Source organism: Caballeronia sp. LZ016 (assembly GCF_031450805.1).
In the GTDB taxonomy this organism is placed as follows: domain Bacteria; phylum Pseudomonadota; class Gammaproteobacteria; order Burkholderiales; family Burkholderiaceae; genus Caballeronia.
In genome coordinates this window covers 254,171-280,706 of record NZ_JARTVY010000003.1, presented here as the reverse complement: position 1 = coordinate 280,706, position 26,536 = coordinate 254,171, and the positions used below count along the sequence as shown (strand labels likewise).

Here is a 26,536-nt window from a genome sequence, read left to right as displayed (position 1 = left end):
ATCATATGAGTAAATTAGTCCTTGAAGGCGTCGCCGCTTTTGACCCAGTCACCGGAAAGCGTCAGACGAACGTGAACCTCTGTATTGCTGACGGGAAGATAAAGGCTATAGGAGATGTTCCACCGTCCTTCAGCGATGCACGTAGAATGCAGCTGCCCGGTCGCACCGTACTTCCTGGTTTCACCGACCTCCACGTCCACGTTGCCGCTGCGAATGCCAACTTGGGGGTCAGCGCTTCAATGCCCAACTTCCTCGTGGCGCTCAAGACTCTGCCCGTGCTTCGAGGCATGCTTAATCGCGGCTTCACGACGGTACGAGACGCCGGTGGCGCAGACTACGGCATGTGCGAGGCAGTGAATAGCGGTGCGCTGTGGGCCCCGCGTATCCTCTCGTCCGGAAAAGCGCTGTCTCAGACAGGAGGTCACGCAGACTTTCGCCAGCGTAACGACAAGCTGGATGATGCTTGTGGCTGCTTGGGTCGTCAGGGAGCGATTGGACGAGTGGTCGACGGGGTAGACGCCATGCGACTTGCGGTTCGTGAAGAGTTGCTCAAAGGAGCAACTCAAATCAAGGTGATGGCTTCAGGTGGTGTTGCTTCACCGAACGACCCCATCACGAACACGCAATACTCAGAGGAGGAACTTCGCGCAGCCGTACAAGAGGCGGAAGCCGCCGGCACTTATGTAATGGCGCACGCCTACACTGCGCGCGCCGTTCGACGCGCTGTCGAGTGTGGCGTCAAATGCATCGAGCACGGCAATTTGATCGATGAGGAAACCGCCCGCCTGTTGGTTGAGCGCGATGTCGCTTGTGTTCCTACCCTCGCCACTCTCGACCGACTGTCCGAGAAAGGCGCGGGACTCGGCTTCCCAATCGAGTCACTCGAAAAAATTGACGGCGCCCGTTCGGTGGGCCGGAAGGCATTAGCGCTGATGCAGCGCATGGGTGTGCGAGTCGGCTTCGGCTCTGACATGCTGGGTGAGTTACACCCATTCCAGTCGGACGAGTTTGGAGTGCGGGCTGAAGTAGTCGGCAACATCGAGGCCATTCGCTCCGCGACGTGCGTTGCCGCCGAAATCACGCGGGAAACAGGTGTGCGCGGGACCGTCGCAGTCGGCGCAGTGGCGGACCTTGTGGTCGTTGATGGCGATCCGGTGGAGGACATCTCCCTCCTATTAGGTCAAGGCGAGCACATCCCTGTTGTCATCAAGGGCGGTGTCGTAATGAAGGAAGCAGGTCGACTGCTGGAACCGGCTGGAAGCTGAGGCACTTTTGCCCAAGCCGTTGTAGTTTGGGCGGCTGTGTGCCGCCCTTACTCATCTGCTCCGATGCGTATCAACTACTGCGGCGTGATATCCCGCTGAACCCGATGGATGTGCTGCTCAACATAGAAGGCGGCGGCATCGCCGTCTCCGCAGATTATGGCTTCGTAGATTAGCCGATGTTCTGCGACGTATAGTCGGATGCGTGACGGGTCGTAAATCCCGTCATCCTTCAGCCTCTTCCACAGGGACTGGTCCATGGTTGAGGCAATTTCTTCGGCAAGCTTCGCGAGTAACACGTCGCCGGTCATCACGGCGAGTTGCCGATGGAAAAGCCTGTCGCTGTTGTTCCACAACGCTCGCTCCTCAGGCGTCGCGACGTCGGTCAACGTCTCCATCTGCTCAAGATAGTGCTCGGCAAGTCGGTCGCGTTTCTTGTGTACTGCCGCGCGTCGTGCAATTGCCGGCTCAAGAATCAGCCGGACGTCGAGAGTCGCCGACGGACTGAAGTCCGACGGCGACTCGCCGGTCACTGGGTCTTTGCCCGGTGCTGTTGCAAGGATTTGGTTCGCTGCCGGAGCGACGTAAGTTCCCGAGTTGCGCTTGGTGACGACAAGACCCTCGTTCTGCAATGCGCCAATGGCTTCGCGCACCGCCGGGCGCCCGACGCAGAACAGGGTCGCGAGCTCACGTTCCGACGGGAGCCGAGCGTCAGGCAGGAATCTGCCGCTCCGGATTTCAGCCCGAATCTTCTCCGACACCTGTTCGTAAATCTGCAGAGGTCGAAAGTTGCCCTCTAGTTCGAAGCGCGCGGACGCCATCGTGTGCTCTCTAATGCGATCATGTGGTTCCCCAATATACCACTCCGCCCAACAATCACACTCATCTGTTTTGCAACCCATCAGAGGGGTTACTTTCAAGCGACGCGCGACGTGCGCCGAGTTTCGCCCTAGTGGCCCGCGTACCGGCAGTTTGGTCTTACATCTGTCCACGCATGGCCCAACAGCCGCACTATTGGCTTGCAAACCGGTCCAACGTGGTATAGATTTGAGCCACAGTCTGGCTCTGCTAAATTGGACAAATCGGAGCCAGATTCCCGCCATCGTCCCAAGACCGATTCCCTTCGGCCCAAAAACCGCAATTCGAGGTTTTCCAAATGACGTCACGCAGCATCCAAACTTTTGACGCGGCGGCGACTGCGTCGCTTCTTGACTATCGTCTGCTGGTACGCGTTCTGGCCGAAACCATCGTCCAATACAGCGACGGGAACGTGGTCAGCCCCGAGCGGCTGGCAATCCCAATCCAGGAAGGCGGCCTGATGCTCTCAATGCCTGCCAGTGCGCAGGACATCGCGATTCATAAGCTGGTCAACGTCTGTCCTTCCAACGCGACACGCCAGTTGCCTACCATTCACGGCCAGGTTATCGCATGCGACGCGTGCACAGGCGAGATGCTCTTTGTGCTTGACGGACCGACGGTTACGGGACGTCGCACAGCTGCGGTGACGGCATTGGGCATTCAGACTCTGCACCGCGAGCCGCCAAAGCAAATCATCATCATCGGCACGGGGAAGCAGGCGTCGAATCACACGGAGGCATTGGCTGCAATATTCCCGGAGGCGCAATTGCGAGTAAAAGGCCTCTCAAAGGCCGACGCAGACCACTTTGTCGTCCGCAACCGCTCGGTGGCGCCGAATCTCGTCGCGCTGCCCGACGATGCAATTCCGGAAGGCGCAGACGTTGTCATCACCCTGACAACCAGTAAAACCCCTGTCTACACAGAATCCGCTCGCCCCGAGCGACTCGTAGTCGGTGTTGGCGCTTTCACACCGGACGCCGCTGAAATCTCGAAACAAACGGTTGATGGCAGCGCCGTTGTAGTCGACGACCCAGTCGGCGCGAAGCACGAAGCCGGCGACCTTATCCAAGCCAAAATCGACTGGGACGCGGTGTCGCCGCTGGCGAAAGCTCTCGCAGGTGACTTCAGGCCCAAAAAGCCTATTCTTTTTAAGAGCGTTGGCTGCGCAGCGTGGGACTTGGCGGCGTGCCGTGTCGCCCGCAACGCGTTGCGCTAGTAGTTAGTTGTGACGGGCTCGCCTGCGACGGCTGGGCCTGGTCACAGCGCAGCACTTACAGTCCTCTCGCGTGACACCAACAGTTGCGACGCGGAGAAGACGCTCCAGAGAGAGGTCGTATGAAGACGACATATGACTACTTCGTAACAGCCGTCTCCACGTTTGCGGCGATGGGCTGACCTCCGTTCATCGCCATGTTCGTTTGTAAAGAGTGATTCGCCATGTCAACTCCCGCCGCAACCTCGCAACAGTCGCCTCCCCGACAATCAGTGAAAGGCCCGTTCAGTCAGTTCAGCGCAGAATTGATTCCGCAGTCACGCTTGCGTGAGCTGATTACTGCCGCCTATCGAGAACCTGAGACCGAGTGTGTACCCCGAGTCATTGAGCAAGCCCGGCTCAGTTCGCCTGTCGCGATGGCGACGGAGCAATTGGCAGCAAAACTTGTCGAAGCGCTGCGCCGGAAGAACACGGGCTCCGGTGTGGAAGGGCTCATTCAGGAATTCTCCCTGTCAAGCCAGGAAGGTGTCGCGCTGATGTGCCTTGCCGAGGCGCTCCTTCGCATTCCCGATAGGGCCACGCGTGATGCACTGATACGAGACAAGATTAGTCGCGGCAATTGGCGCTCTCACCTCGGGCAAGCGCCCTCGATTTTCGTGAACGCGGCCACTTGGGGCTTGCTCATCACCGGCAAACTCGTTGGGACGAACAGTGAGGCGACGCTCGCGTCATCGCTGACTCGAATCATTGGTCGCGGCGGCGAGCCATTGATTCGCAAGGGCGTAGACATGGCTATGCGCCTGATGGGCGAACAGTTCGTCACTGGTGAAACAATAGAGAAAGCCCTCGCAAATAGTCGGAAGTTGGAAGCTCTGGGCTTCCGCTACTCCTACGACATGCTCGGGGAAGCTGCGACGACCGCCGAAGACGCGAAACGTTATTACGAGTCGTACGAGAGTGCGATTCACGCCATCGGGAAAGCGTCGGACGGACGCGGCATCTATGAGGGTCCGGGCATTTCTATCAAGCTCTCGGCCTTGCACCCACGGTATTCGCGTAGTCAGCACCGCAGAATGGTGGAAGAGTTGTTGCCTCGTGTTCGCTCGTTGGCACTACTCGCACGACGCTACGACATCGGGTTGAACATCGACGCGGAGGAAGTGGACCGGCTCGAGATCTCCCTCGACCTTCTCGAGGCGCTTTGTCTCGACAAGGACCTGCAAGGGTGGAACGGCATCGGTTTCGTCATTCAGGCGTATCAAAAGCGCTGTCCGTTTGTCATCGATTTCGTCCTCGACTTGGCGCGTCGAAGTGGCCATCGAATCATGGTCCGCCTGGTCAAAGGGGCGTACTGGGATACGGAAATCAAGCGCGCGCAGCTAGACGGCCTCGACGGTTACCCCGTCTATACGCGGAAAATCTATACGGACATCTCGTATCTCGCCTGCGCAAAGAAGCTGCTTGCTGCGGCAGACGCGGTTTATCCGCAGTTCGCTACCCACAACGCCTATACGCTTGCGGCAATCTACAACCTCGCCGGTCCAAATTATTACCCTGGACAATACGAGTTCCAGTGCCTCCACGGAATGGGCGAGCCTCTCTATCAAGAGGTCGTTGGTCGCGGCCAGCTGAACAGACCATGCCGCATCTACGCGCCGGTCGGTACGCACGAAACCCTCCTCGCGTACTTGGTGAGACGACTGCTTGAAAACGGTGCCAACACTTCGTTTGTGAATCGCATCGCTGACAACAGTGTCGCCGTCGCGGATTTGATTGCTGACCCAATTCGCGAAGCGGAGCAGTTGTCCCCACTCGGCGCTCCGCACGCAAAAATCCCGTTGCCGCGAGAACTCTATGGAGCGGAGCGTCCGAACTCGCAAGGCATTGACCTCTCGAATGAGCGCGCGTTGCAGGAACTCGGGAAAGCGCTGAACTCGAGCGTACTGAGAACATGGACGGCCGCACCAATGCTTGCGACGGAAGCGGCTGTGCCGCCCACCGGAGCACGGGTTCTTAATCCCGCAGAACACCAAGACATCGTCGGTACGGTTGCTGATGCGACACCCGACGACGTGGAACTTGCCCTTTCGAATGCGACTAGCGTCTATCGCGGATGGGCCGAAACGAGCGTCGCGCACCGTGCAAAGTGTCTGAATCGAGCTGCGGACCAGCTTGAGGCGGAAATGCCGACCCTGATGGGATTGGTCGTCCGCGAGGCTGGGAAGTCGCTTCCCAACGCAATCTCCGAAATCCGCGAAGCCGTCGACTTCCTGCGTTACTACGCCGCCCGAATTGGGGAGTTCGCCGGGCAGGCTCACGAGCCGCTCGGCCCGGTTGTCTGTATCAGCCCTTGGAACTTTCCGTTGGCGATTTTCATGGGCCAGGTAGTCGCGGCACTGGCCGCTGGCAACACGGTCATCGCGAAACCGGCAGAACAAACCCCGCTAATCGCGGCGCAAGCTGTCCGCATCCTCCGCGAGTCCGGCGTGCCAGCAGGCGTTGTTCAGCTGCTTCCTGGCGACGGCGGGAAGGTTGGGGCCAAGCTCGTTTCTGATTCACGTGTACGCGCGGTCATGTTCACAGGGTCCACTGAGGTCGCGCACATCATCAACAAAACGCTGGCAGCACGCCTTGACGCGGAAGGTCGTCCCATCCCGCTGATTGCAGAAACCGGCGGTCAGAATGCAATGATTGTGGATTCCTCGGCACTTGCTGAGCAAGTCGTGGTCGACGTGCTTCAGTCGGCCTTTGATTCGGCCGGGCAGCGTTGCTCGGCTCTGCGCGTGCTGTGCATCCAGGAAGAAGTCGCCGACCGCACGCTCGAAATGCTGCTGGGCGCGATGCATGAGCTCGTCGTCGGGAACCCGGACAGACTTTCGGTCGACGTAGGGCCAGTGATTGACGCGGAGGCACGACAAGGCCTGGAGGCGCATATTGCCTCGATGCGTGCCTCGGGCCACCGCGTGACACAGCTGTCGCTTCCCGAGAGCTGCAGTAACGGCACGTTCGTTCCGCCGACGCTCATTGAAATCGCTTCTCTGCGCGAGCTCAAGCGCGAGGTCTTCGGCCCCGTGCTGCACGTGCTGCGCTACAAGCGCACCGAGCTGCAAAAGTTGATGAGTGAAATCAAAGATGCGGGCTACGGATTGACGCTGGGCGTACACACTCGAATCGACGAGACTATCGGACTTGTCCTCGAGCAGGCTCATGTCGGAAATGTGTACGTGAACCGCAACATCGTTGGCGCAGTAGTGGGCGTGCAACCGTTTGGAGGCGAAGGTCTGTCTGGCACTGGACCTAAAGCTGGTGGAGCGTTGTATCTGCGCCGCCTTTTGGGCAAGCGTCCTTCAAGTCTGCCCGAATCGTTGACTTTTACGCCTACGGCGGTGGCTGCCTCTGCCGCGCATCCGAACAATGTTCTTGAGCAGTTGCGTCGACACTTCCAAAGCGTGGGTGACGAACAGTCAGCTTCGCGTTGCACGCGGTACATCCAGCAACCTGTCTTCGGCGTGACCGCCGCGTTGCCTGGACCCACCGGTGAGCGAAACACCTATTCGCTGGCGCCGCGCGGGACCGTACTCTGCGTCGCAAACTCGACCGAAGGCGCGCACGCGCAGTTGCTCGCCGCGCTGGCAACAGGCAATTCCGTTGAACTCGCCGGATCTGTTGCGGAACAGGTCTATCAGGAGCTGCCGCAGGGACTTCGACAGCACGTTGCGTTGATTGACGTAGCGTCGTCTCAGCCGGATGCAGCCCTGTATGATGGGGACGAAGCAGGCCTGCTGTCTTTGACGAAGATGTTGTCCCAACGCCAGGGTCCCATCGCGACCGTGCAAGCTCGTCCGCGTCGAGAAGGCGTGGATGGATTTGAGTATGCCGTCGACCAGCTTCTCGTTGAGCGGACAGTCAGTGTCAACACCACCGCCGCCGGTGGAAACGCAAACCTGATGACTCTCGTGTGACGTCGGTCCCGAGTGCGCCGTCAAATATTCAAATATTCGACGGCGCACCTGCACGACATTACCCGCAACAGAAATGCGCAGGCTCCGGAAGGCGCTGCGCATTTTTTAATCGGTGCCTCCGTAGGAATCGGTCAATCGGTCTATGGCTACATCGACTTTGCCGTGAGAGGAATAATGGAACTTCTCCGTGAGACGCCAATGCAAGGGACGTGGGGTCAGCAAGAAACAAGAAAAAGCGCAAGCTAACCCGAGCCTGCGCATCTGTCCTTCACCTATCGCTTAAAGAAGCCTAGCCTCTATCGGAGCTCGCGGATTTCTGAAATTCTGCTACCGTCCGGCTGAAGCCCGACCTGCGGAACGTTGACGCCGAGACCGGGACCGCTTCCGGCACAGGCGACACCGCTCTTGATTGCGCCTGTGTCATCCCGATACAAGAAAGCCAGATGGTCATGAAAACAGTGATATTCGGCTGAAACGACGTTAGCGCGTGCCGCCGCAAAGTGAAGGGTAGCGGCTTGAGCAATCGAGGTGGAGAAACACTGAGGCGTGGACGACACTCCTGCCCGAGATGCCATCCCATCAAGCGCAAGAGCGCCGCTTACCCCCCCACAAAGTGGCAGGCAAAACTGCAGGTGCGTAATCGCCTTTGCATTAACGAGTCGCTGAAACTCGTCATGGCGATATTCGGCTTCGGCGGCAATCACGGGCAGGAACTTTCGATTGATGTGCTCCATGAGCTCGAGGTCATCGAAAGCGACAGGAGACTGAACAGCGTCAGGCGTGAATCTCTCCAGTTCGGTGAACCATTGCGTGCAAGAGACGGCCGTGAGTTGATTGACGGCGTCCACCCAAAGACGCGCATCGCGGCCGATGGACGCTCGGACGGCTTCGACCCGCTCCATGTCTAAGGAGAGCGGTATGCCGGCGATTTTCATCTTAAATGAGGTGAATCCGCTATCGACATACCGCTGGAACTCAGACGCGAGCGCCTGTGCGTCTTGCCCGTCGCGGTAGAGGCCACCACTCGCGTACACGGGGGCTAGCGCATCGTCGCCACCAAGCAGCTTCCAGAGCGGAAGTTTGCGCCGCTTGGCGGCTGCATCCCACATGGCAATGTCCACTGCGCTGATGGCGGCGGACAACGCCCACGCAGGTTGCGTCGCGTGTGACATGCGCAAGAAGTTATAGGCGCCGCTCGCTGAGTGAAACGTCCGCCCAACAAGCGCTGGCCCGACTTCATCGACCAGTAAGGTAAGAACTGACTGACAGTCCGTGTATCTAGACCATCCCTCGCCAATGCCGACCATACCGTCATCAAACTCAATCAAAACGAGCGGCGCACGCCTCTCGCGCCACCGGAAGGCGGGATTCCAAGCCGTCCCATCCAGTTCTCGGCTGAACTCCAGAACAGCTACTTTCGTGATTTTCATTGCAGTTCAGCCGGTGCGTCTATCTTCGCCGCGGGATTCGGTTTTGACCTCAAACGGTCGCAATCTCGGAAAGGAAGGACTGTGCACGCGGATGCTTCGGGAAGTTGAAGAATTCGTCGGGCGCGCCCGTTTCGAGAAGCGTGCCTTTGTCCATGAACCAGATGGTGTCAGAGACGTCCCGAGCGAACTTCATTTCATGCGTCACGCACACCATCGTCATGCCTTCTTTCGCCAACGACTTCATGACGGAAAGAACCTCGCCGACCATTTCAGGGTCAAGAGCACTCGTCGGCTCGTCGAACAACATCACTGGCGGCTTCATGGCAAGGGCGCGAGCAATGGCCACCCGCTGCTGCTGTCCGCCTGACAACTGGCCGGGAAATGCCGTCGCCTTGTGGCTGAGGCCGACCTTGTTCAGTAGCTCGTGAGCAAGTGAGACCGCCTCGGTCTTCGGAACTTTTGCCACCCTGGTTGGCGCAGCAATGATGTTGTCGAGTACCGATAGGTGCGGAAAGAGGTTGAACTGCTGAAACACAAAGCCGACGCGGCTACGGAACGCGTTAATGTCTAGGCCCTTCGCGTGAATGTCCTGCCCGTCGACCTCAATGCTCCCCCCATTGATTTCCTCAAGGCGGTTCACTGTCCGGATGAGCGTTGATTTACCGGAGCCGGAAGGCCCGCAGACGACCACGACCTCGCCCCTTTTGACGGTGGCATTGACATCCTGCAGAGCGTGATAGCTTCCGTACCACTTCTCGACATTCTTGAAAGTAATCATCTCACGGCTCCAGCAATTAAGAGGACACGACAGGCGTCACGCCTTCTGCTTCAAGTACGGCATCTGTGCGTGCCGCAGTACGCTTCTTCGACACTTTCGCCTCGAGATGCCGCGCCAGCTGAGTGAACGTGAAGCAGATGACGAAGTAAACCAGGGACAACAGGAAAAACACCTCAAATGGCTTGGTAAGCGTGTTGTTGTTCACCTGGTTGGCAGCGTAGGTCAGTTCCTGCACACCGATGACGTAGCCAAGCGACGTGTCCTTGATTGCAGTCACGAACTGCCCGACCATACTCGGCAGCATGTTGTACAGAGCCTGTGGAAGAATCACGACACGAACTCGCATCCAGTAGCTCATACCGAGTGCCGCCGCTGCTTCAGTCTGCCCCCTCGGCAATGCCTCGATACCAGCTCTCACGATTTCTGCAAGGTAGACCGCTTCAAAGATGACGAGCGTCCACACCATCGTGGTAAAGCCGGTGACCTGGTGTCCGACCAACACCGGAATCACGAAGTAAGCGCCGAAAATGAGCATCACCAGTGGAATGCTTCGGACGAGGTATTTGATGGCAATCGCGGGTCGCCGAATCCAGTTAAAGGGACTCAACTGGGCAAGCGCGAGCAAAATGCTTAGCGGAAAGGCCAGGCTGATGCCGATTACAGAAAGAATTAGCGTAGCCGCCACGCCACCGAGCGGACCGCTCGGATAAGAGCCAATCAAAATTAACAGCCAGTTGTCTCGGATAATGTCAAACATGGCTTACCTCGAAGGGATATGGAATCTGCGCGCGAGTGCGGCTCCCGCCCACATCAACGCCAAGGCGATGCCTACATAAATTGCTGTGCTCAGACCATAGATGTCGAACGCTTTAAAGGTGCTGTTTGCGATTTCTTTGGTGGCGTAGGTGAGCTCAACAGCTCCTACGACCATTGCCAAGCTCGTCGTCTTCATCAGAAGCACGCTGCCACTTACCATCGGTGGGATAGCGTTTCTGAGAGCCTGTGGCATGATGATGTAACGCATAGCGCTCAGATAGTTGAAGCCAACCGCGCGGGCCGCTTCATGCTGGCCGTACGAGACACTACGGAGACCGCTTCGAATATCTTCAGATACATACGCCGCGTAATACAGACCGATGGCTAAAGCTGCGAAATACATCTCCCCATGATGCGCATTCGCTACCTGTTGCAAGCCGACCGGCAAGAGATTCGAGACGCCGAAGTACCAGAGGAAAATGTGCACCAGAGGCGGCACACATCGTTGGTATTCAACGAAGGCGATGACAAGCCATTCCAACACACGGATTCTCGTCATCCGAATGATGGCGAGGAATGTCCCGAAGATGAACGCCAAGAGCCAACTGCCAACAGAGAGAATGACCGTCGCGGCGATGCCGCTCGCTAGCAGCTTGATGTTCTGGGGCGTCAAAATTGAGAGGTGGCCTTTCCACCCGGCTGGCGGTGCGGCTTTCTGAGCACCCTTGTTCGGCGTAACAGCCCCTGTCCTCGGAATCGGCGATATCTTGAACTCGCGCGTCATCTTGTAGAGCGTATTTGGCCCGAGCCATTTGTCGAATATCTGTTGCGCCTCGCCAGAGCGCTCGATGTCTTCGAGGGCGATATTGACCGCCTTTAGGAACGGCTCCTCGCCCTTCCTAACACCGAAGCCCCAAATCTCACTCCCGATGGGCGGCTCGAGGATCTTGAATTGCGTGGCTGCGGGTCCGAGTTTGTTCACGAGTCGGCTTGCGACCTCCTCAGAGACGCTGATGGCGTCGCTTTTGCCCTGAGCCATCGAAGTGAACGCCGTCGGTGTGTCCTCAAGACCGACCAGGATGGCGCCGGGCACCTCCTTCTTAACGTAGTTCTCGGCGATGCCGCCTTTCGTGAAGGCTATCCGCCGCCCGTTAAGGTCCGACACTTTGTTGATGCCGTGGTCGACGCGTACGGCGAGGATGTGCGGACTAACGTAATAGCCGTCTGAAAAATCGACCTGCGTTGCGCGCTGTGCCGTGTAGGCAAGACCCGCCGCCATGATGTCGACACGACCCGCCTGCAATTCAGGTATTCGGGCATCAATCGCCATCGGGCGGACCTCGGCGGTGACTCCAATACGTTTTGCGAGCGCATTGCACATGTCGACGTCATACCCCTGCAGCTCACGGTTTCTGCTGACAAAGCCAAAGGGCTCAAAGGAACCAAGGACACCGCAGCTCATGGTCCCTTTTGCTTTGACGTCTGCAAGTTCATCCGCGCTGGCGGAGGCCGAGACGATGCTCGCGAGCCCGACTATGCAGGCAACCACGGCCGGAAAGTGCTTTCTCATCATGTCCTCGGAAACAGGCGCCTGAACCTTCTTGACGCCCAACATCAATCTGCGACGGTGAAGTCTCAACCAGAGCCCCGGGTAGCACCCCGGTTGCACCTAGAAGGTGGAACGGATACTAGGCCAGAAAATAAGCCAACTCAAGTCGCAAGACTAATTTTGGTCTATTTATGACCAGTTCTCGGGGAAAACCATTATGCGTTTGCAAGCAAAGCCTTTCGTGAACCAGGACGTAAGGGAAAACGAGCATATTGGTACCACAGGAACCAAGCTCGGTTTTTTGTTTTTGAATAGGTTGAATTTGGACCAAAATGCGGTTAATGTGGTCACTCATAAGTCCAATTCGTGGAGTGTCCATGCGCCGCTTAGTAACAACAATGACCGCCGTGGCCGTCGCCGGCTTTTCCTTGTCGACCAGTGCTCAAACCGTTGTAACAATCGGTCACTCTGCTCCGTTGACAGGCCCACAGGCACCGAACGGAAAGGACAACGAGAACGGCGCGCGTCTCGCGATAGATGAACTCAACAAAGCCGGCGTCACGGTCGCTGGCCAGAAAGTGACGTTCAAACTGGACTCGGAAGACGACCAGGCGGACCCGAAGATTGGCGTGCAAGTCGCGCAGAAGATGGTGGATAGCGGCGTCGTTGCCGTCATGGGGCCGTACAACTCAGGTGTCGCTATTCCGGCATCGCGCGTGTACAACAGCGCTGGCGTACCCATGCTGCCGGTTGCATCCAACCCGGCTCTAACCAAGCAAGGCTTCAAGAACATTTTCCGTATCGGCGCAAGCGACGAGCAGCTCGGCGGCACGATGGGTCAGTTCGCTGCTAAGACACTGAAGGCGAAAACCGCCGCGGTTATCGATGACCGTACCGCATATGGTCAAGGCGTCGCCGAGCAGTTCGTCAAGGAAGCGAAGGCCAACGGCATCCAAATCGTCGACCAGCAATTCACGAACTCGTCAGCGACCGATTTCCTCGGCATTCTCACGAGCATCAAATCCAAAAACCCGGACGTCATCTTCTTTGGTGGGTACGCTTCGCAAGGCGCGCCGATGGCCAAGCAAATGAAGGCCCGCGGTCTGCGCGCCAAGCTGCTCGGCGGCGACGGCATCTGTTCAGCTGACATGGGCAAAGTCGCAGGCGACGCAGCATCCATCGTCTATTGCGCACAAGGGGGGATTTCCCTCGACAAGACGCCGGCCGGACGCGAGTTCATTCAGAAGTACAAGGCCGCGTACAACACGGACACGCAGGTGTACGGCGTCAGCTATTACGACGGCGTGAAGCTGCTCGCGGATGCCATGGTTAAGGCGGGCACTACAACCGACAAGGCGAAACTCACGGCCCAGCTCGCGAAGACCGACTACAAGGGCGTAGCCGGCACGTACTCGTTCGATGCAAACGGCGACCTTAAGGGCGCCCCGACGACTGTCTACGTCATCAAGAACGGGCTTCCGGTCCCGTACGGACAGTAACGCCTCAAGGAACGGCGAAGAGCACATGAAAATTACTCGCACTATTTCGACTGTTGAAGTCCATACCGGCGGAGAGGCGTTCCGCATCGTGACGAGCGGACTTCCTCGTCTGCCCGGCGACACTATCGTGAAACGTCGCGCATGGTTGAAGGAAAATGCCGACGAAATCCGTACTGCGTTGATGTTCGAGCCACGCGGCCACGCCGACATGTACGGCGGATATCTGACTGAGCCGATTAGTCCGACGGCCGACTTTGGAATCATTTTCCTCCACAACGAGGGCTATAGTGACCACTGCGGGCACGGTGTTATAGCGCTCTCTACCGCCGCGGTCGAACTGGGCTGGGTCCAGCGACAAATTCCCGAGACACGCATTGGCATCGATGCTCCTTGCGGCTTCATCGAAGCGTTCGTTCAATGGGACGGTGAGCATGCCGGTAACGTTCGGTTCGTGAACGTTCCTTCCTTCATCTGGAAGCGCGACGTCACTGTCGAGACGCCGTCGTTCGGTGCGGTCAAGGGTGATATCGCTTTCGGTGGCGCTTTCTACTTCTATACCGACGGTGCACCTCACGGGCTCGAAGTTCGCGAGTCCTCCGTCGAAGACCTCATTAGATTCGGGGCTGAGGTCAAGCAAGCTGCGAACAACGCCTATCCGGTCGAACATCCCGACATCCCGGAAATTAACCACATCTACGGAACCATCATTGCCAACAAGCCGCGGCATGAAGGTTCTACTCAAGCGAACTGTTGCGTCTTTGCGGACCGGGAAGTGGACCGCTCACCGACTGGCTCGGGCACCGGCGGCCGCGTCGCTCAGCTTTACCTTCGTGGCGAACTAAGCAAAGACCAGACGCTCGTGAATGAGTCCATCATCGGTACCGTCTTCAAAGGGCGCGTGCTCAGCGAGACGACCGTTGGTGATTTCAAAGCGGTCATTCCCGAAGTCGAAGGCAACGCATATATCTGCGGCTTTGGAAACTGGATAGTGGACGAGCGCGACCCGCTGACCTACGGGTTCCTCGTTCGATAATCGGCTCCTAGCGGTACCAGTTAGCGCGGAAAGCTGCGACCCAGCATTCCGCGTTTTTTTTCGAAGATATGTCTACTGTTCGCGTGCGGACTTAATGGCTCGCGTTGTCGCACAGCACCGGCCGTTAGTGATTTGCTTGACGTGGGCTGAATCCGGTCCCCGGGCACGACAGTATGCCGGGCGATGGTTAACGGGAGTTTGCTCGCGTCAACTTGTGCAGAAACCGTAGAACGCATTAAATAAGTCAACCTTGCGACTATGAAGTTGTCAACTCGGGACTTCGTTCGTCCCAACAGCGGCGCGAGCCCTACTCAGTATGGATTTGCCGGACGCGAATTAAAGTCGTCACATCGCCGGTGAGATGTGGTGTTCGAGGCCCGAACGCCAACGGTGGTCAGGGGAGATGCGGCACATGATGCCGACCGCGTCGGGCAGCAGGCGGCCAGTAACGGCCACTCGACGGCAGATGCAAGATCGATGACAATCGCTGCTCTGCCGCTTTCACCGGCCTGCGGAAGCTAGCGTCGCAAGCGCGCCGAACCTTGAAGCAGATCGCCGACTGTACACTTTCCCAATGGATATGAACGACGCAACTCGGCTGACGCTTTCCGGCAAGACTATTCAACTTCGCGTTCTCGAACCCGCAGACGCGCCTGCTCTCGTCGATGCGGCCACGGACGGTCAGCTTTGGAACTTGAAAGTTACTGTTGTTCCAGGGCCGTCGACTATCGACAGATACATCACTTCCGCATTGCGCGGGTATGAGGAGGGCCACGTTATCCCATTCGTGGTCATCGCTCGTAGTAGCGGACGTATCGTTGGTAGCACGCGCTTCTGGAAAATCGACAGCGCAAATAGGAAGCTCGAGATCGGCCACACTTGGCTCAGTCAGTCAGCTCAACGAACAGCGGCGAACACGGAGGCGAAATACCTCCTCCTGAAACATGCGTTTGAAGTTATGCAGACTGTCCGGGTGCAGTTCACCACCGATGAGCTTAACGAGAAATCAAGAGCGGCGATCCTGCGCATCGGCGCAAAGCAGGAAGGTATCGTGCGCCATGAGCGGATCATGCCCGACGGCCGCAAACGCAATTCGGTGCGGTTCAGCATCATTGATACGGAGTGGCCGCAGGTGAAGAACCAGTTGGAACTGAAGCTGGCCCGCCGGGGGAGCGCTGTGGATGGCATGAGCTAACGCTCGCTGACCCGCAGGCGCGCCGCGTGACACGTCGCGGCATTCCCAAGCCGGCCATTAGCTGTCATTGGTCAGTGCCACCATGGGGTTAGCGAGTAGAGATCCATTCAGATTTCTTGCCCCGCCACCCACCGGTGGTAGGGATTCGCGCTATCAGCGTTCAGGACCGCATCGATGTCTTCGCCCACGAAGGGCGGTCGCCGCGATAGGAATCGAGTCCGGCGAGATAGAACCTGTGTAGCGTGTTGCGCCCGGCGGCGAGCGCGTCGGCGAAGGCTACATCCGCATACACAAGTGGTGGCTCGCTCTGAAGTGCGAGCATGTGCACAAGCGTTACTGGGAAATCGCCCCGACGCGCCCAAGGCGCGTACTTGATGCGAGGGTCGTCGTCCGTGACGGGGCGCGCGTCCTCAGCGTAATAGGCGAGGGCCGAGCGGTCGGCGACCCACGTCGCGATGAACGCTTCGGGCGACGCGATGCCGACCTCGCGCAGCGCACGTGCAACCTCGGGCTGCGCAAGGCGCGCGCGGATGCGCGGCACGTCCAGCGGCATTGGCTGCATGGAGCCGATGAGCATCATCTCGTGAAATTCTGTGGTCCACAGCGCCGCGTGGGGAACGACCTCCAGGAAGCTCTGGATGAGACAGCGCGTCTGTTCCTCGTTCTGCGTCGCAAGCGGCAGCCATTGACGACGCCGGACTTCGCATCGTGTGTGGCGCCGCCGTTCGCCGCGATGCGCAGGGCGAACGGGAACGCCGCGCCGAGGCCATCTACGAGTCAGCGATGCCGCGATGCCGCTTGCCCTGTGGGCGGGCATCGGCTCAAGATGTCTTTCAGATATGCGTGAGGTTCGTGTCCGTGCAGTTCCGGTGAGCGAACGAGGCTCGTTGTGAGCGAGGACTTGCGCTCTGTCGTCTATCCTCTGGCGGACGCATCAAACCATGCCAACGCAAGACGAACGACCGACGAGCGGCTCAAGCACCGTTGAGGCGCGAATTTTAAGGCAGCGCGTACTACATAGCTCTTGAGGCTATGGCAGACGCTCCTCGCACGTTTCCCGGCGCCGCCAGCTCGCTGAACGTTAGTCCTTGTTCAGGACTGCGCTATGCTCAACAATGCTTCTCTGGTCATTGAGAGCTGCCCTGCCGGGCCGTAGATTGCAATGGAGATCTTCTCTGAAGCTCAGGTGATCGGATCGGCTAGCGTGCTGATTCTGACGGTCGACGCTAATGGCGCTGTTTTGCATCAGAACGAGGGAGCACGACGCTATTTCGGCCCAGGTGTGCAGAATGGGCCCGTGCAATGGCTGACACTGCTTACGTCTGCCGATCTGCCTGCAGTCGAGTCCGCGATGGCGGCGCTTAACTCAACACGACTTGCGCGCCACGTCTACGCAAGACTGCTGCGAGCAGACGGCGAACCGAACTGGCACCGGTTGCAACTGCAAGTCTTTGAGGACGGCAACGCCTGCGCGCCTGCACTCCTCGTAGTCGCCATTGACGTCGACGAATGCAAGCGTGCCTGCGACCTTCACGCGGAAAACGAGGCGCGCCTGCTGTGCGCTTTTGAGGCCGCCGAACTTGGTGCGTGGGAATGGGACCTTGAGGCAGGCGACGCCCGCATCACGCCCGTTCTCGCCGAGCTTTACGGCATCGAGCGCGACGTAAAGTGTGTGCCGCTTAGCTTGCTGTCGGAGAAGGTAATTGAAGACGAACGGCAGCGGTTTGTCGATGCGGTGAATGCCGCACTTGAACTCGGCGGCTCATTCGAGATCGAATTCCCCGTCTTGCCAGCAGGCCGCACGGTTCGCTGGTTGCGCATGCGCGGGCATGCGCAGCGGCGATCGCTAACCGGGCGCCCACGAGTCTTTGGCGTCACCTTCGACGTTTCGGAGATACGCTCCGCGGCAGCGCGTCTTCGCCAGAGCGAGCGTCGTTATCGCGAGCTGGCTAGGTCCTCTGGGGCGCTGGTATGGTCGGCTGACCAACACGGAGAAATGCAGCCTATTGACGGAGAGTGGGAGGCTTTCACAGGGTTGCCGCCTGAGCGATTGGCTGGACATAAGTGGCTAGATCTTGTGCACCCGGATGACCGTGATGAGATAAACACCAGATGGGCCGAGGCGTTGCGCGAGCTGGGCGTACGCGAGGCGACGTTTCGGATGCGCAGGGCCGATGGCGCTTACCGTTTCATGCTCGCGAGAGCCGTGCCGATGTGCGACGAACGCGGCAAACTGTATGAGTGGTTCGGGACTACCATTGACGCGACCGAGCAACGCCGCGCCCGGGCGATGAGTGAAGCACGCAACCTCCGCCTTGCCGTTGCAATGGAAGCCGCAAGCATCGTCATCGTCACACTAGACCTTAGCAGCTACGTCTTCTCGATCGAGAGCGCCAACGCACCGCTGCTAGAGGAATCAGCCTCTGCAACGATGCCCTACGACGAGGCAATGTCACGCGTTCACAAGGACGACCGGCCGATACTCGAGCGTAGTATTCGCCGGTTGAGCGCAAGGCAAGAGGAAACTGTCCATTTTGAAGTGCGGATCCACCGGTCCCGCGAAGAGCGCTGGATGAACGGAAGTGCGGCCCTGCAACGCGGGCGAGACGGCAGCCCCGACGTCATTGTAGCGAGCCTGTCAGATGTCAGCGAACGCAAGCGCATGGAGATCGCACTGCATGACGCCGACAAGCGAAAAGATGAATTTCTGGCGATGCTGGCGCATGAACTCAGGAATCCCCTCGCGCCGCTCCGGACAGTGGTGAGCTTGCTTCATCGCGGCCAATCGGTGAGTGACCCGGAGCCGCTCATTGCCACAATGGAGCGTCAGATCTCGCACATGACGCGGCTCGTTGACGATCTCCTCGAGGTTTCGCGAATCACGCAGGGCCGCATCGTCCTGAAACGGGAGCCGCTCCTGATTGGCGGCGTTGTCTACGGCGCCGCCGAATCAGTTGCCCCGCACGTCGAAGAGAATCAACAAACGTTGACGATTGACGTTCCGAGAGACACCGTATGGGTGTGCGGCGATACGACGCGGATGGCGCAGATCTTGGTCAACGTCCTGCACAACTCCAGCAAGTACACGCCTGCGGGAGGCGAAATTCGCGTGCGCGTATCGTCAGACCCCACTCACGTCCGGATCGTTGTGGAAGACACTGGGGCGGGCATCGCCCCCGATTTGCTGCCGCACATTTTCGACCTTTTCTCTCAAGGGGAACGCACGCTCGACCGCTCCAAAGGAGGCTTAGGCATCGGCCTGTCTCTTGTGCGCAAACTGGTTGAAATGCACCAAGGCTCAATACGCGTTGAAAGCCGGGGACCGGGATGCGGGACAACCGTCATAATCGTGTTTCCGCGCTTGATTCGACAAGACGAGCTGCCCGGTGGCACCGAGAAACCAATGCCCGCGCGCGTCCCTCGGAAAAATCTCAAGATCTTAATTGTCGACGACAATCGGGATGCCGCCGACTCACTGTCGCTGGTCTGTCAGTCAGAAGGACATGCGACGCGCACTTGCTACGGACCCGAGGAGGCGATACAGCAGGCGTTAAGTTTTCAGCCCGACGTCGCGCTGCTTGATATCGGTTTGCCGCAGATGGATGGATACGAACTGGCAGGGCGCCTGCGCGCAAAGGGCCACACGGTACCGGTCCTCATTGCGATCACTGGCTATGGACAGGCCGAAGATCGGCTAAAGGCGCAAGCCGCTGGTTTCGATCGCCATTTTGTTAAACCGGTTGACATCAACGCACTGCTTGATTTGCTGTCGATGTGCGACTCGATAGGCGCTGCCGGGCGCCATTGACTATTGTTTTTCTGAGCCACGACGAGATCGAATGCCTGCGTGTACTGCATCGACTTCAAATTGCAACCTCGACGGTCGAACGAGACGATTAGGATGGCTAACTGGGTGCAAGTTGTCCGACACCTCGTAGCGATCGACTCAAAACATGTTGCTAGCATCAACGGGCAACGACGTCATTCCTGTCGCACGAAATCAATTTGCGTAATCTGGTTGAAACGGGCCGGTCATCGCGAAGACAGCGAAGACTATCCCAGCGTAGGGTAGTGTTTCAGAGCGGACCGTTACATCACCCGCACTTGCTCTCGCCCGCTAGCCTTGGCCGCGTAGAGTGCCTTGTCGGCGCGCGCCAGCAGATATTCGCGACGATCGTTTCAAGGAGCGATGCAACTCCCGCCGAAAAGGTCAGCCGCAGCGACTGCGATCCATCACCGACCACCATTTCGGGGTTACTGGCTATGATTCCCTCGAGAAAATCCTTGGCCGGTTCGGGTACTGGGGCGCCGTATTCGCGACCGCCGCGCACTCTATGGGAAGGAGCAAGACGTTATCTTTCGTCAGGTGCACGAACGCGGTCGTCTCTGGTTATCCGATTTCGCCGAGATGGACAGCCTGGGCGTCACCTTGGCGGGTGTGGCGCTTGACCACCGCCTCTATCACTTCCGGCTGGCTTGCGCGGGCTTTAAGCACGCTCAGTCATTCTCGGCGGCGAGAGCTTGTCGCGCTGGCTGAAGGGCTGAAGAACGCCATCCGTCGTGGGCGCGCCGCGCGAGCACCGCAGCGACAGCCTGTCGGCGGCGTTCCGCACTCTCGATGCTGATCGCGCGCAAGGATCTCTGAGATTGACCCGCTCCGACGTCAGGGACCGCCGGCCAACGAACGGCAGGAGAAGTCCGGATGCATGGCTGCAATCCACGACGTTCAGACCCTCACCGCATGAGGCTTGGCAAGCCGGGGACTTCCATGGATGAGAGAGGGTCAAGAGACCAGAGACCGAACGGGAAAATATGCTAATGGTAGGCCATACCACTCACAGGAGCTTCCCTTGTGAGGCGCTAGCGCCGATGAACCGAATGGGGAGTCCGTTACATCCTCGCAGAGCAACACGTATTGCCTCGGCTGCGTCTGGAGCGACAATCACAAACATGCCTCGGGCACGTGGAAACTCAACTCGCCAAACCCCATTGACGGCCCGGACGATGATTTCTTTTCGATCCGGTCTCTCAAGCTCGTGCACGACGGAAATATTGTCAGGCAATCAATTAGAATTATTTACATGACTAATCACTATTCTATCGGAAAAAATAATCCGTATGAGTCACGTAACGGTCCACGTCCCGGCTTCGGCCTTCTCTCAGGGACGTGGTTTTTGCCCGCACGCGAAGTTGCGGGCTTTTTTTGTCATAGACACTCATACGGTTTGAAGCCAACGTCGCGCTAAAGCGGCCAGGATCAGGACGCAGCCTACGACGACAGGCAAGAACGCTGTCCGAGCTAACGCACCATAGTCAATGGAACAGTGGATGACGTGATTTTTTGCCCAACATAGTGCAAGTGAGTACCGATCGACCCACGCCGGATCGGGCAACACGTCGCTCCAAATTTGATAATCGGTGACAAGGGAAAGGTATTGGTACTGGGCGACGCACCACACGCCGATAACCCAAGCCGCCGAGATTGCAAGCGCGGGCCACGCCCACCACGCAAGGTGTTTCAGGACCGGCATGGCCTACACGGTCTCAGCTTTGGGAGTAGGGCAGAGTAGTCTTCAACCAGCAAAGTCCTTACGGGCATTCCGCTGTCCCTGAGTTTGGTCGGAGTCGACGAACCCCTTGAGCGTCGAGCGTGGAACTGAACCTTAGTTAGCCGTGAGGCAGCCGCTTGAAATGCGGCGGGCTCTCGTTAAGTTGCGCCCACATCCTGCTGATTTGCGAGACAGATCTTAGAAACGCTTGGAAATCGTTTTCCTTGATAACGTAGCCGTTAGCTCCTAGGTCATAGGCCTTGGCGACGTCCGCCACGTCGCCAGATGAAGTGAGCATGATCACCGGCACGGTGCGCAAAAAGGGCACCTCACGCATTGCCGCGAGCACTTCGAGACCATTGACTCGCGGCAACTTGATATCAAGCAGCACAAACTTGGGTTCTAGCGGCTCCCGGTTCTGGAACCGCCCTTTACGCTGCAAAAAATCTAGTGCTTGCTGCCCGTCGCCTACTGTGACAATAGCGTTCGCTACGCCACTGCGCTCCAACGCGAGAACCAGCAGGTCAAGATCGTTCGAATTGTCTTCAACGATTAAGATTGGGCGCCGCATCGCTGTGTCCTTTTTAACGACTCGGGATTTTAACCTCCCGCTTGTCGACGGCTCCCCGGTGGTCGCAGCACGAGCGCAAGCTATTTGTATATTGGTAGACCGACGCCACGCTTGGGCCGTGCGTCGCGCTATTTAACGAGCAGCGGGCGAGCCTCGCGCGCAACGGCGGGCACCACGGGGCCGACGCTTCGCGGTCGGCGTAGAAGTACGGGCGAAGGCCACAGCTCGACAGACATAGGTTCGGCCATCGCGGGGCCTTTGCGCTTGACTACCTCCACCTGGACGCCGTTTGCGGCCGGACGCAAGGCGGGACGCAACTCAGCCGTTGAAGGGTCGGCCGCAGCTACCGGCGGTCGATAAAGGATCATCTGATCGTCATAGGCTGCTTTACCTTCGCCGTCTGGTTGCTCTTTCTGGCACGGCAACGTGACGCCGCGCAGGCGAAACTGTTGCACATCGCAGGAACCGACGCGCTCACCGGCCCGGGACGCTGGACGCCGCGCTTGAAGAGCTGTGGGCATTGGCAACCCGGAGCCGCTTGAAGGTCGCACTGTACTTCATCGACGCGGACGACTCCAAGGCGTACAACGACCAGCATGGTCACGATGCAGGGGATCGGGCGCTTCAGCTGATTGCCGAGTTCTCGCGCGCTATGCACGCCGCGGCAGCGACCTCGCTGCGTGCTATGGCGGGGCGCGGTTTGTCCTGGCGCTCGCCGGTACGGACACTCAGCATGCAGCAGGCGTCGCTGAGTCGATCCGCAGCGAAGGCAAGTCCGAATCATTGAAGCGCGCGAGCGCATCGGCCTCCGTCGGTTTACGGGCGCCGATGACCGTGAGCATTGGGTATGTTGTATGCAATTTTCCGCCCGGCGCAGAGCTCGTCGAGCTGGTCGACCTTTCTGACGCGCTTCGATTGGCCGACGAAGCGCTCTATGCATCTAAACGTGCAGGCCGCAACCGCGTAAGCGTCGCAGATGCCGGCCTCGCACTCAGGGCCATGCCGCACGCTGATTTGGTTAATTCGGTCGCCGACGCTGAACACAAGCGAAGTCCGATCAGAGAAGGCCGCAAGTGTTCGGCGTGCACCTGCATCATGGGATTTTCGCCGCCTCACCGGGAGCAAGGTGATCGATTAATCTAAGCAGGCACCGCAAAGGATCTCCTTTTCTGTGAAAAGCGTCGATTTCCGCTTCCTTGCCGCGCTCGATGACATCGGTCTCATCCAGAGATGTATACGCGATGATCGGTGTGTTTGCGAAACGACGTGATCCGCGCATCGCTAATGCCACGCCAAATCCGTCGCAAGCCGGCATTTCGATGTCGAGTATGACAACATGCGGCGTCCAGGCAGGCGGCGTCACGAGGGCAGAAGTCCCGCCATCGGCGACGATTGTTCGGATTCCCTCAGTTGCGAGCGCAGCAGCGAGCGCTTCGGCGCCCGCGATGTCATCATCGACGATGAGGACCGCAACGGGCGGGCTAACGCATGCAAATGGACGAGGATTCCAGATTTTTAGAAGCGGAGCGGGCGCGCCAGGCATTGTCGGTAACTAAAGAGACCGTCGTCTCTAGCAAGCAGCAATGCCTATTCCTTACTTTCGTCCACCCACTGCCCTGACTTGCCGGAAAGGGCCGATACCACAAGTCCTGCATCTTGCCGGGCGTCATCCTCAGTTGGAAACGCTTCTGGCGATTGTCTCAGTACGACGGGCTCGCCGCCGCTTGCTCCGTGCAACACCGCAGCCCAAACCCAGCCGCCGGATTGCCTTTCAACCTTGATCTCGATGGATTGCGGCATTGAAGGCCTCCTGCCTATCTCACTATAGATGACGGAAGCGCGGTGCCACAGCCGGCATCGCGGATAGGATAGGCCGATAAATGACCTTGTCACTCTAGATGCGTTTAGCACGCCCCATGGCGTGCTAGTAGTAGCTCGGTCTCACCCTCCGATCTGAACCGCGATGGACGGGCACATCGGACGCACTTAATGCTCGGCCGAAAGTGTGATTCAGCTCGCGCTTATGCTCAAATCGATCTGCCGCTTTGGCAAGGCGCAGCGGCATCATATGGGAAATGCATGGCGCGACGCCTGGTCCGTCTGCAGCATGCGTCTGTCTCCACGACGTCCATCTATCCATCTATCTGCAGAGCGATGAGGTGAAACGGGCGCGACAGCTAGGCGATGCGTTCGGCTGTCAGGAGGCACTGTCTGCTAGGAGCTGTTCGCGCGAAAATGGCCGCTTGTTTGACCCGTTTTCGCGCGCCATCTCTGACGAGCTGACGCTTTGATAACCGCGCCGTCGCCGGTGTGACGCTGCCGATGCAGTTATCGCCAATCGAGCGCGCTTGCTTGCGGGCGAACCGCGCGCTCAGTCCGAGAAGTTCAACCAAACTATTGTTGCACCTGCCACTTGAGTATCGGATGCGTGGTATTCGGCAATATCGCCCACGTTCCCCCAGCGCCGAAATCCCACGTTGGGCCAAAGCTCGCCGCTACGCTCATCTGTCCGGTCGTGAGGCCATTCGCCGTGCCAACGGGCGTGGGCGCGCCGTATTCCGAAGTTTGTCTCGTCGCGTCGCGGTCCCAAAAAACGTCGGCGGCAATTACACCCGTATTGTTTGCTGCGATACCGCCTCTGTATTGCGGTAGTAAAAAGGTATCGACCGGGCCGCTAGCAAACGACTGCTCGATCGACCCACTGTTGTTTGCGACGAGCCCAGCCTCGCCGTTGCCCCCAGACACAGGCCCGGTTGCATAGGACTGGTTAATCGAGCCTGAGTTGCTTCCCGCCAATCCGCCGCCTTGGGCGCGCGACCCTCCGCCAGCGCTGCCGGTTGCGAACGACTGCAGGATCGCTCCGCGGTTCTCGCCGACGAGGCCACCCGAAAGGCTAGGGCCACTGACGGCCACGTCGCTTCCGGCCCGATAGATGACACCGGAATTAGTGCCTATGAGCCCGCCCGCAGGAAAACCGCTCGATCCCTGATTCAGCACGCTGCCGTCGGCATAGACATTCGACACGAGCCCGGACGACTGCCCCGCCAGCGCCCCCGCCGGGCTGTAGAAAACGGTAACGCGCTCATTTGCGAGCTTGACGTTGCGCACGGCGCCCGTATCACCGATGGTCGCGAAAAGCCCCGCCCGGGACGTGTCGCTGAAGTCCTGCGAAACCGTCACGTTCGCGATCGTATGCCCGAGACCGTCGAGTTGGCCTGTGAAGCCATTCACCGTCCCTGAGCCAATGGGCTGAAAGTTGTTGCCGGCGGGACTCGCATCGATGTCACGGCCCAGCGCAAAGCTCCCGTCAAGACGCTGCGAAATCTTGTTGAGGTCGTCCAATGTGTTGACCAGCGCATAGTCCGTGAACTGGCTGCGGATGCCACTGTATGCCGGAGCAGTCCACGCAGGATTGTTCCTGGTGTATCCGGCTACATCTAGCCCGTTGCCATCGCGATAACTCGACACGAGGCCCGAACTCTTCGACCAGTCGATCGTGCCGAGATTCTCGACGCCTCCCCCGTTGTTCTGCCCGCCCGTGTCGGCGCGCAGGGTCAGGTTGGCCGTCCCGTTATTGGCGAGCGTCGCCATTGGACCGACGGTCACGGAACGCACGGCGTTGAGCGTAAGCGATGCGTTGCCAAACCAGCGCATCGTCTGCTCCATTACGATGTCGCCTTGCGAGGCGTTGAGCGTCAACGACGTGCCCTGCTCCAACTGCCTAACCAGAGCCGCCGTCGTCAACGGCCCGACGTTGAATACCGGTGCATCCAGATTCCAGTTCGCCGCGTGAACATCGGCATCATCGAGGTGCAGAGCCGCGCCCTTTGTTTCGACAGTTCCGCCGCCAACCGGATTCGTTGCTTCGATTCGGCCGTGGATATGAGCGGTGCCGTCATTAGCGACCAGCCACACGTGACCGTCGCGGGTCGCCGTGCCTGTGGCACGCAAGGCATTGGTGTTGCCCGCGAGCGCGTACACGTTGCCATCGGCGGCCTGCAGTGCAATCTGCGCCGCTGCGATCGTCCCTTTGTCGACAACGTCACCGCGGCTGCCTGTCGATTGCACAAAGGTTTGCGGCAAGCCGGTGGAGTCGCGCACCAGCACTTGGTCGCCGGCTGCCAGTTCCGCAGAGCCGGAAGGGGCGCTAATGGTGCCATCATTCTCGGCGAGCTTGCGCGCGATCAGGAGCACGTCGCCGCCAGTGGAGGTGATCTTGCCGAGGTTCACGACAACGCCAGTGCCAGTGCCGGCGAAAGTAAGAGGACCGCCTGCCATGAAGGCGTCGTTATTCACATCCAGCGTGGATGCGATGAAACGCCCGCCCGTCGTGACGACGCCATTCGCACCGATGACGACGCCCTGCGGATTGATCAGGTAGAAGCTGCCGCTCGCCGTGAGTGCGCCGTTAATCGCCGAGGCCTCAGTGCCAGTCACGCGGCTCAGCGTCGCACCGGAGCCGTTCTCGATCGTGACAGCATGGTCCTTGTCGATGGAGAAGCTGGACCAGTCGATGACCCCTCGCGACGTCGTCTGCGTCACGGTCATGCGCACGCCATCCGACGAGACGTTGCCTACGCCGGCAACGAACCTGCCTCCCGATGGCATCGGTCCCGCCGCCCACGCGTTGGATGCGACTACGGCGCCTGTCGCGACCAGGCCGATTGCTGTTCGGCGAACTCGAAGCGGATTGGAAGGCCTGCCGAGCCAGAATATTTCGGTGTGCATGTCGAAGCTCCATCAGACAGCGTCAAACGGACACTGTTAACTGCCGATAGCATGCGCTTTTGCTCATCGGGGGCGTTCATATAAATCTAGGTGAGTTGCCGAGCCGCTTACCGCTGCATCGTGCCACCCGCTATCTCGGCCGCGCGGAACATC

17 protein-coding genes and 3 pseudogenes are annotated in these 26,536 nt (G+C 58.8%); 10 read left to right on the top strand and 10 right to left on the bottom strand.

What is annotated here, in order from left to right:
* Window positions 1-5: 5 nt before the first annotated feature.
* Window positions 6-1,265, top strand: a complete 1,260-nt coding sequence (locus P9220_RS20305) for an amidohydrolase family protein (RefSeq protein ID WP_309767165.1) — start codon at window positions 6-8, stop codon at window positions 1,263-1,265.
* A 74-nt stretch (window positions 1,266-1,339) separates the two neighbouring features.
* Here the strand turns inward: P9220_RS20305 and P9220_RS20300 are convergent, their stop codons facing one another.
* The gene (locus P9220_RS20300) at window positions 1,340-2,083 is read right to left on the bottom strand and encodes a GntR family transcriptional regulator (RefSeq protein ID WP_309767163.1); all 744 of its coding nucleotides are present in this window, start codon (window positions 2,081-2,083) and stop codon (window positions 1,340-1,342) included.
* A 335-nt stretch (window positions 2,084-2,418) separates the two neighbouring features.
* Here P9220_RS20300 and lhpI point away from each other — a divergent pair, with 335 nt between their 5' ends.
* Together lhpI and putA are read left to right on the top strand one after the other, a co-directional pair.
* Window positions 2,419-3,336 (top strand): bifunctional Delta(1)-pyrroline-2-carboxylate/Delta(1)-piperideine-2-carboxylate reductase, encoded by a 918-nt coding sequence (gene lhpI, locus P9220_RS20295; protein WP_309767159.1) that lies wholly within the window; start codon window positions 2,419-2,421, stop codon window positions 3,334-3,336.
* 278 nt (window positions 3,337-3,614) lie between these two features.
* A pseudogene (putA, locus tag P9220_RS20290) lies at window positions 3,615-7,295 on the top strand (trifunctional transcriptional regulator/proline dehydrogenase/L-glutamate gamma-semialdehyde dehydrogenase); the annotation flags it as partial.
* Window positions 7,296-7,591: 296 nt separating this feature from the next.
* Here the strand turns inward: putA and P9220_RS20285 are convergent.
* From P9220_RS20285 to P9220_RS20270, 4 genes are read right to left on the bottom strand one after another with little or no spacing between them, the layout of a single operon-like run.
* Window positions 7,592-8,725, bottom strand: coding sequence for a mandelate racemase/muconate lactonizing enzyme family protein (locus P9220_RS20285; RefSeq protein ID WP_309767158.1), 1,134 nt, complete (start codon window positions 8,723-8,725; stop codon window positions 7,592-7,594).
* 49 nt (window positions 8,726-8,774) lie between these two features.
* Entirely contained in the window at window positions 8,775-9,503 is a 729-nt protein-coding gene (locus tag P9220_RS20280; protein WP_309767157.1) for an amino acid ABC transporter ATP-binding protein, read from the bottom strand.
* A 16-nt stretch (window positions 9,504-9,519) separates the two neighbouring features.
* Window positions 9,520-10,260 carry an amino acid ABC transporter permease gene (locus tag P9220_RS20275; protein WP_309767155.1) on the bottom strand — a complete coding sequence of 247 codons (741 nt, stop codon included), beginning with the start codon at window positions 10,258-10,260 and terminating at the stop codon, window positions 9,520-9,522.
* 3 nt (window positions 10,261-10,263) lie between these two features.
* Window positions 10,264-11,874, bottom strand: coding sequence for an ABC transporter substrate-binding protein/permease (locus P9220_RS20270; RefSeq protein ID WP_309767153.1), 1,611 nt, complete (start codon window positions 11,872-11,874; stop codon window positions 10,264-10,266).
* Window positions 11,875-12,185: 311 nt separating this feature from the next.
* Here P9220_RS20270 and P9220_RS20265 point away from each other — a divergent pair, with 311 nt between their 5' ends.
* The 3 genes from P9220_RS20265 (at window position 12,186) to P9220_RS20255 (ending at window position 15,535) form a co-directional block, all read left to right on the top strand.
* Window positions 12,186-13,307, top strand: a complete 1,122-nt coding sequence (locus P9220_RS20265) for a branched-chain amino acid ABC transporter substrate-binding protein (protein ID WP_309767151.1) — start codon at window positions 12,186-12,188, stop codon at window positions 13,305-13,307.
* A gap of 25 nt (window positions 13,308-13,332) precedes the next feature.
* Window positions 13,333-14,340, top strand: a complete 1,008-nt coding sequence (lhpH, locus tag P9220_RS20260; RefSeq protein WP_309767150.1) for a trans-3-hydroxy-L-proline dehydratase — start codon at window positions 13,333-13,335, stop codon at window positions 14,338-14,340.
* 580 nt (window positions 14,341-14,920) lie between these two features.
* Window positions 14,921-15,535 carry a GNAT family protein gene (locus P9220_RS20255; RefSeq protein WP_309767149.1) on the top strand — a complete coding sequence of 205 codons (615 nt, stop codon included), beginning with the start codon at window positions 14,921-14,923 and terminating at the stop codon, window positions 15,533-15,535.
* A gap of 160 nt (window positions 15,536-15,695) precedes the next feature.
* Here the strand turns inward: P9220_RS20255 and P9220_RS20250 are convergent, their stop codons facing one another.
* Window positions 15,696-16,115, bottom strand: a complete 420-nt coding sequence (locus P9220_RS20250) for a hypothetical protein (protein WP_309767148.1) — start codon at window positions 16,113-16,115, stop codon at window positions 15,696-15,698.
* Window positions 16,116-16,697: 582 nt separating this feature from the next.
* Between P9220_RS20250 and P9220_RS20245 the strand changes: the two genes are divergently transcribed.
* Window positions 16,698-19,343 (top strand): PAS domain-containing protein, encoded by a 2,646-nt coding sequence (locus P9220_RS20245; protein WP_309767146.1) that lies wholly within the window; start codon window positions 16,698-16,700, stop codon window positions 19,341-19,343.
* A gap of 486 nt (window positions 19,344-19,829) precedes the next feature.
* Window positions 19,830-20,161 (top strand): annotated as a pseudogene (locus tag P9220_RS20240) (IS21 family transposase); the annotation flags it as partial.
* A 1,041-nt stretch (window positions 20,162-21,202) separates the two neighbouring features.
* Here the strand turns inward: P9220_RS20240 and P9220_RS20235 are convergent.
* Window positions 21,203-21,655 (bottom strand): response regulator, encoded by a 453-nt coding sequence (locus P9220_RS20235; RefSeq protein ID WP_309767144.1) that lies wholly within the window; start codon window positions 21,653-21,655, stop codon window positions 21,203-21,205.
* A gap of 490 nt (window positions 21,656-22,145) precedes the next feature.
* On the opposite strand from P9220_RS20235, the gene P9220_RS20230 reads away from it, so the two are divergent.
* Window positions 22,146-22,442, top strand: a complete 297-nt coding sequence (locus P9220_RS20230) for a diguanylate cyclase (RefSeq protein WP_309767244.1) — start codon at window positions 22,146-22,148, stop codon at window positions 22,440-22,442.
* Window positions 22,358-22,798 (top strand): annotated as a pseudogene (locus P9220_RS27085) (GGDEF domain-containing protein); the annotation flags it as partial. The gene P9220_RS20230 and the pseudogene P9220_RS27085, both read left to right, overlap by 85 nt.
* Here the strand turns inward: P9220_RS27085 and P9220_RS20225 are convergent.
* The 3 genes from P9220_RS20225 to P9220_RS20215 all read right to left on the bottom strand — a co-directional run bounded on the left by P9220_RS20225 (window position 22,749) and on the right by P9220_RS20215 (window position 26,383).
* Window positions 22,749-23,198 carry a response regulator gene (locus tag P9220_RS20225; RefSeq protein WP_309767142.1) on the bottom strand — a complete coding sequence of 150 codons (450 nt, stop codon included), beginning with the start codon at window positions 23,196-23,198 and terminating at the stop codon, window positions 22,749-22,751. The pseudogene P9220_RS27085 and the gene P9220_RS20225 overlap by 50 nt on opposite strands.
* Before the next feature lie 44 nt (window positions 23,199-23,242).
* Window positions 23,243-23,455, bottom strand: coding sequence for a hypothetical protein (locus tag P9220_RS20220; RefSeq protein WP_309767141.1), 213 nt, complete (start codon window positions 23,453-23,455; stop codon window positions 23,243-23,245).
* A gap of 594 nt (window positions 23,456-24,049) precedes the next feature.
* Window positions 24,050-26,383, bottom strand: coding sequence for a filamentous hemagglutinin N-terminal domain-containing protein (locus P9220_RS20215; protein ID WP_309767139.1), 2,334 nt, complete (start codon window positions 26,381-26,383; stop codon window positions 24,050-24,052).
* Window positions 26,384-26,536: the final 153 nt, after the last annotated feature.

Excerpts from the sequence above, each read along its gene's own strand:
- P9220_RS20305 (WP_309767165.1), top strand. The coding sequence starts at position 6 with ATGAGTAAATTAGTCCTTGAAGGCGTCGCCGCTTTTGACCCAGTCACC.
- P9220_RS20300 (WP_309767163.1), bottom strand. The coding sequence starts at position 2,083 with ATGGCGTCCGCGCGCTTCGAACTAGAGGGCAACTTTCGACCTCTGCAG.
- lhpI (WP_309767159.1), top strand. The coding sequence starts at position 2,419 with ATGACGTCACGCAGCATCCAAACTTTTGACGCGGCGGCGACTGCGTCG.
- P9220_RS20285 (WP_309767158.1), bottom strand. The coding sequence starts at position 8,725 with ATGAAAATCACGAAAGTAGCTGTTCTGGAGTTCAGCCGAGAACTGGAT.
- P9220_RS20280 (WP_309767157.1), bottom strand. The coding sequence starts at position 9,503 with ATGATTACTTTCAAGAATGTCGAGAAGTGGTACGGAAGCTATCACGCT.
- P9220_RS20275 (WP_309767155.1), bottom strand. The coding sequence starts at position 10,260 with ATGTTTGACATTATCCGAGACAACTGGCTGTTAATTTTGATTGGCTCT.
- P9220_RS20270 (WP_309767153.1), bottom strand. The coding sequence starts at position 11,874 with ATGTTGGGCGTCAAGAAGGTTCAGGCGCCTGTTTCCGAGGACATGATG.
- P9220_RS20265 (WP_309767151.1), top strand. The coding sequence starts at position 12,186 with ATGCGCCGCTTAGTAACAACAATGACCGCCGTGGCCGTCGCCGGCTTT.
- lhpH (WP_309767150.1), top strand. The coding sequence starts at position 13,333 with ATGAAAATTACTCGCACTATTTCGACTGTTGAAGTCCATACCGGCGGA.
- P9220_RS20255 (WP_309767149.1), top strand. The coding sequence starts at position 14,921 with ATGAACGACGCAACTCGGCTGACGCTTTCCGGCAAGACTATTCAACTT.
- P9220_RS20250 (WP_309767148.1), bottom strand. The coding sequence starts at position 16,115 with ATGATGCTCATCGGCTCCATGCAGCCAATGCCGCTGGACGTGCCGCGC.
- P9220_RS20245 (WP_309767146.1), top strand. The coding sequence starts at position 16,698 with ATGGAGATCTTCTCTGAAGCTCAGGTGATCGGATCGGCTAGCGTGCTG.
- P9220_RS20235 (WP_309767144.1), bottom strand. The coding sequence starts at position 21,655 with ATGCGGCGCCCAATCTTAATCGTTGAAGACAATTCGAACGATCTTGAC.
- P9220_RS20225 (WP_309767142.1), bottom strand. The coding sequence starts at position 23,198 with ATGCCTGGCGCGCCCGCTCCGCTTCTAAAAATCTGGAATCCTCGTCCA.
- P9220_RS20220 (WP_309767141.1), bottom strand. The coding sequence starts at position 23,455 with ATGCCGCAATCCATCGAGATCAAGGTTGAAAGGCAATCCGGCGGCTGG.
- P9220_RS20215 (WP_309767139.1), bottom strand. The coding sequence starts at position 26,383 with ATGCACACCGAAATATTCTGGCTCGGCAGGCCTTCCAATCCGCTTCGA.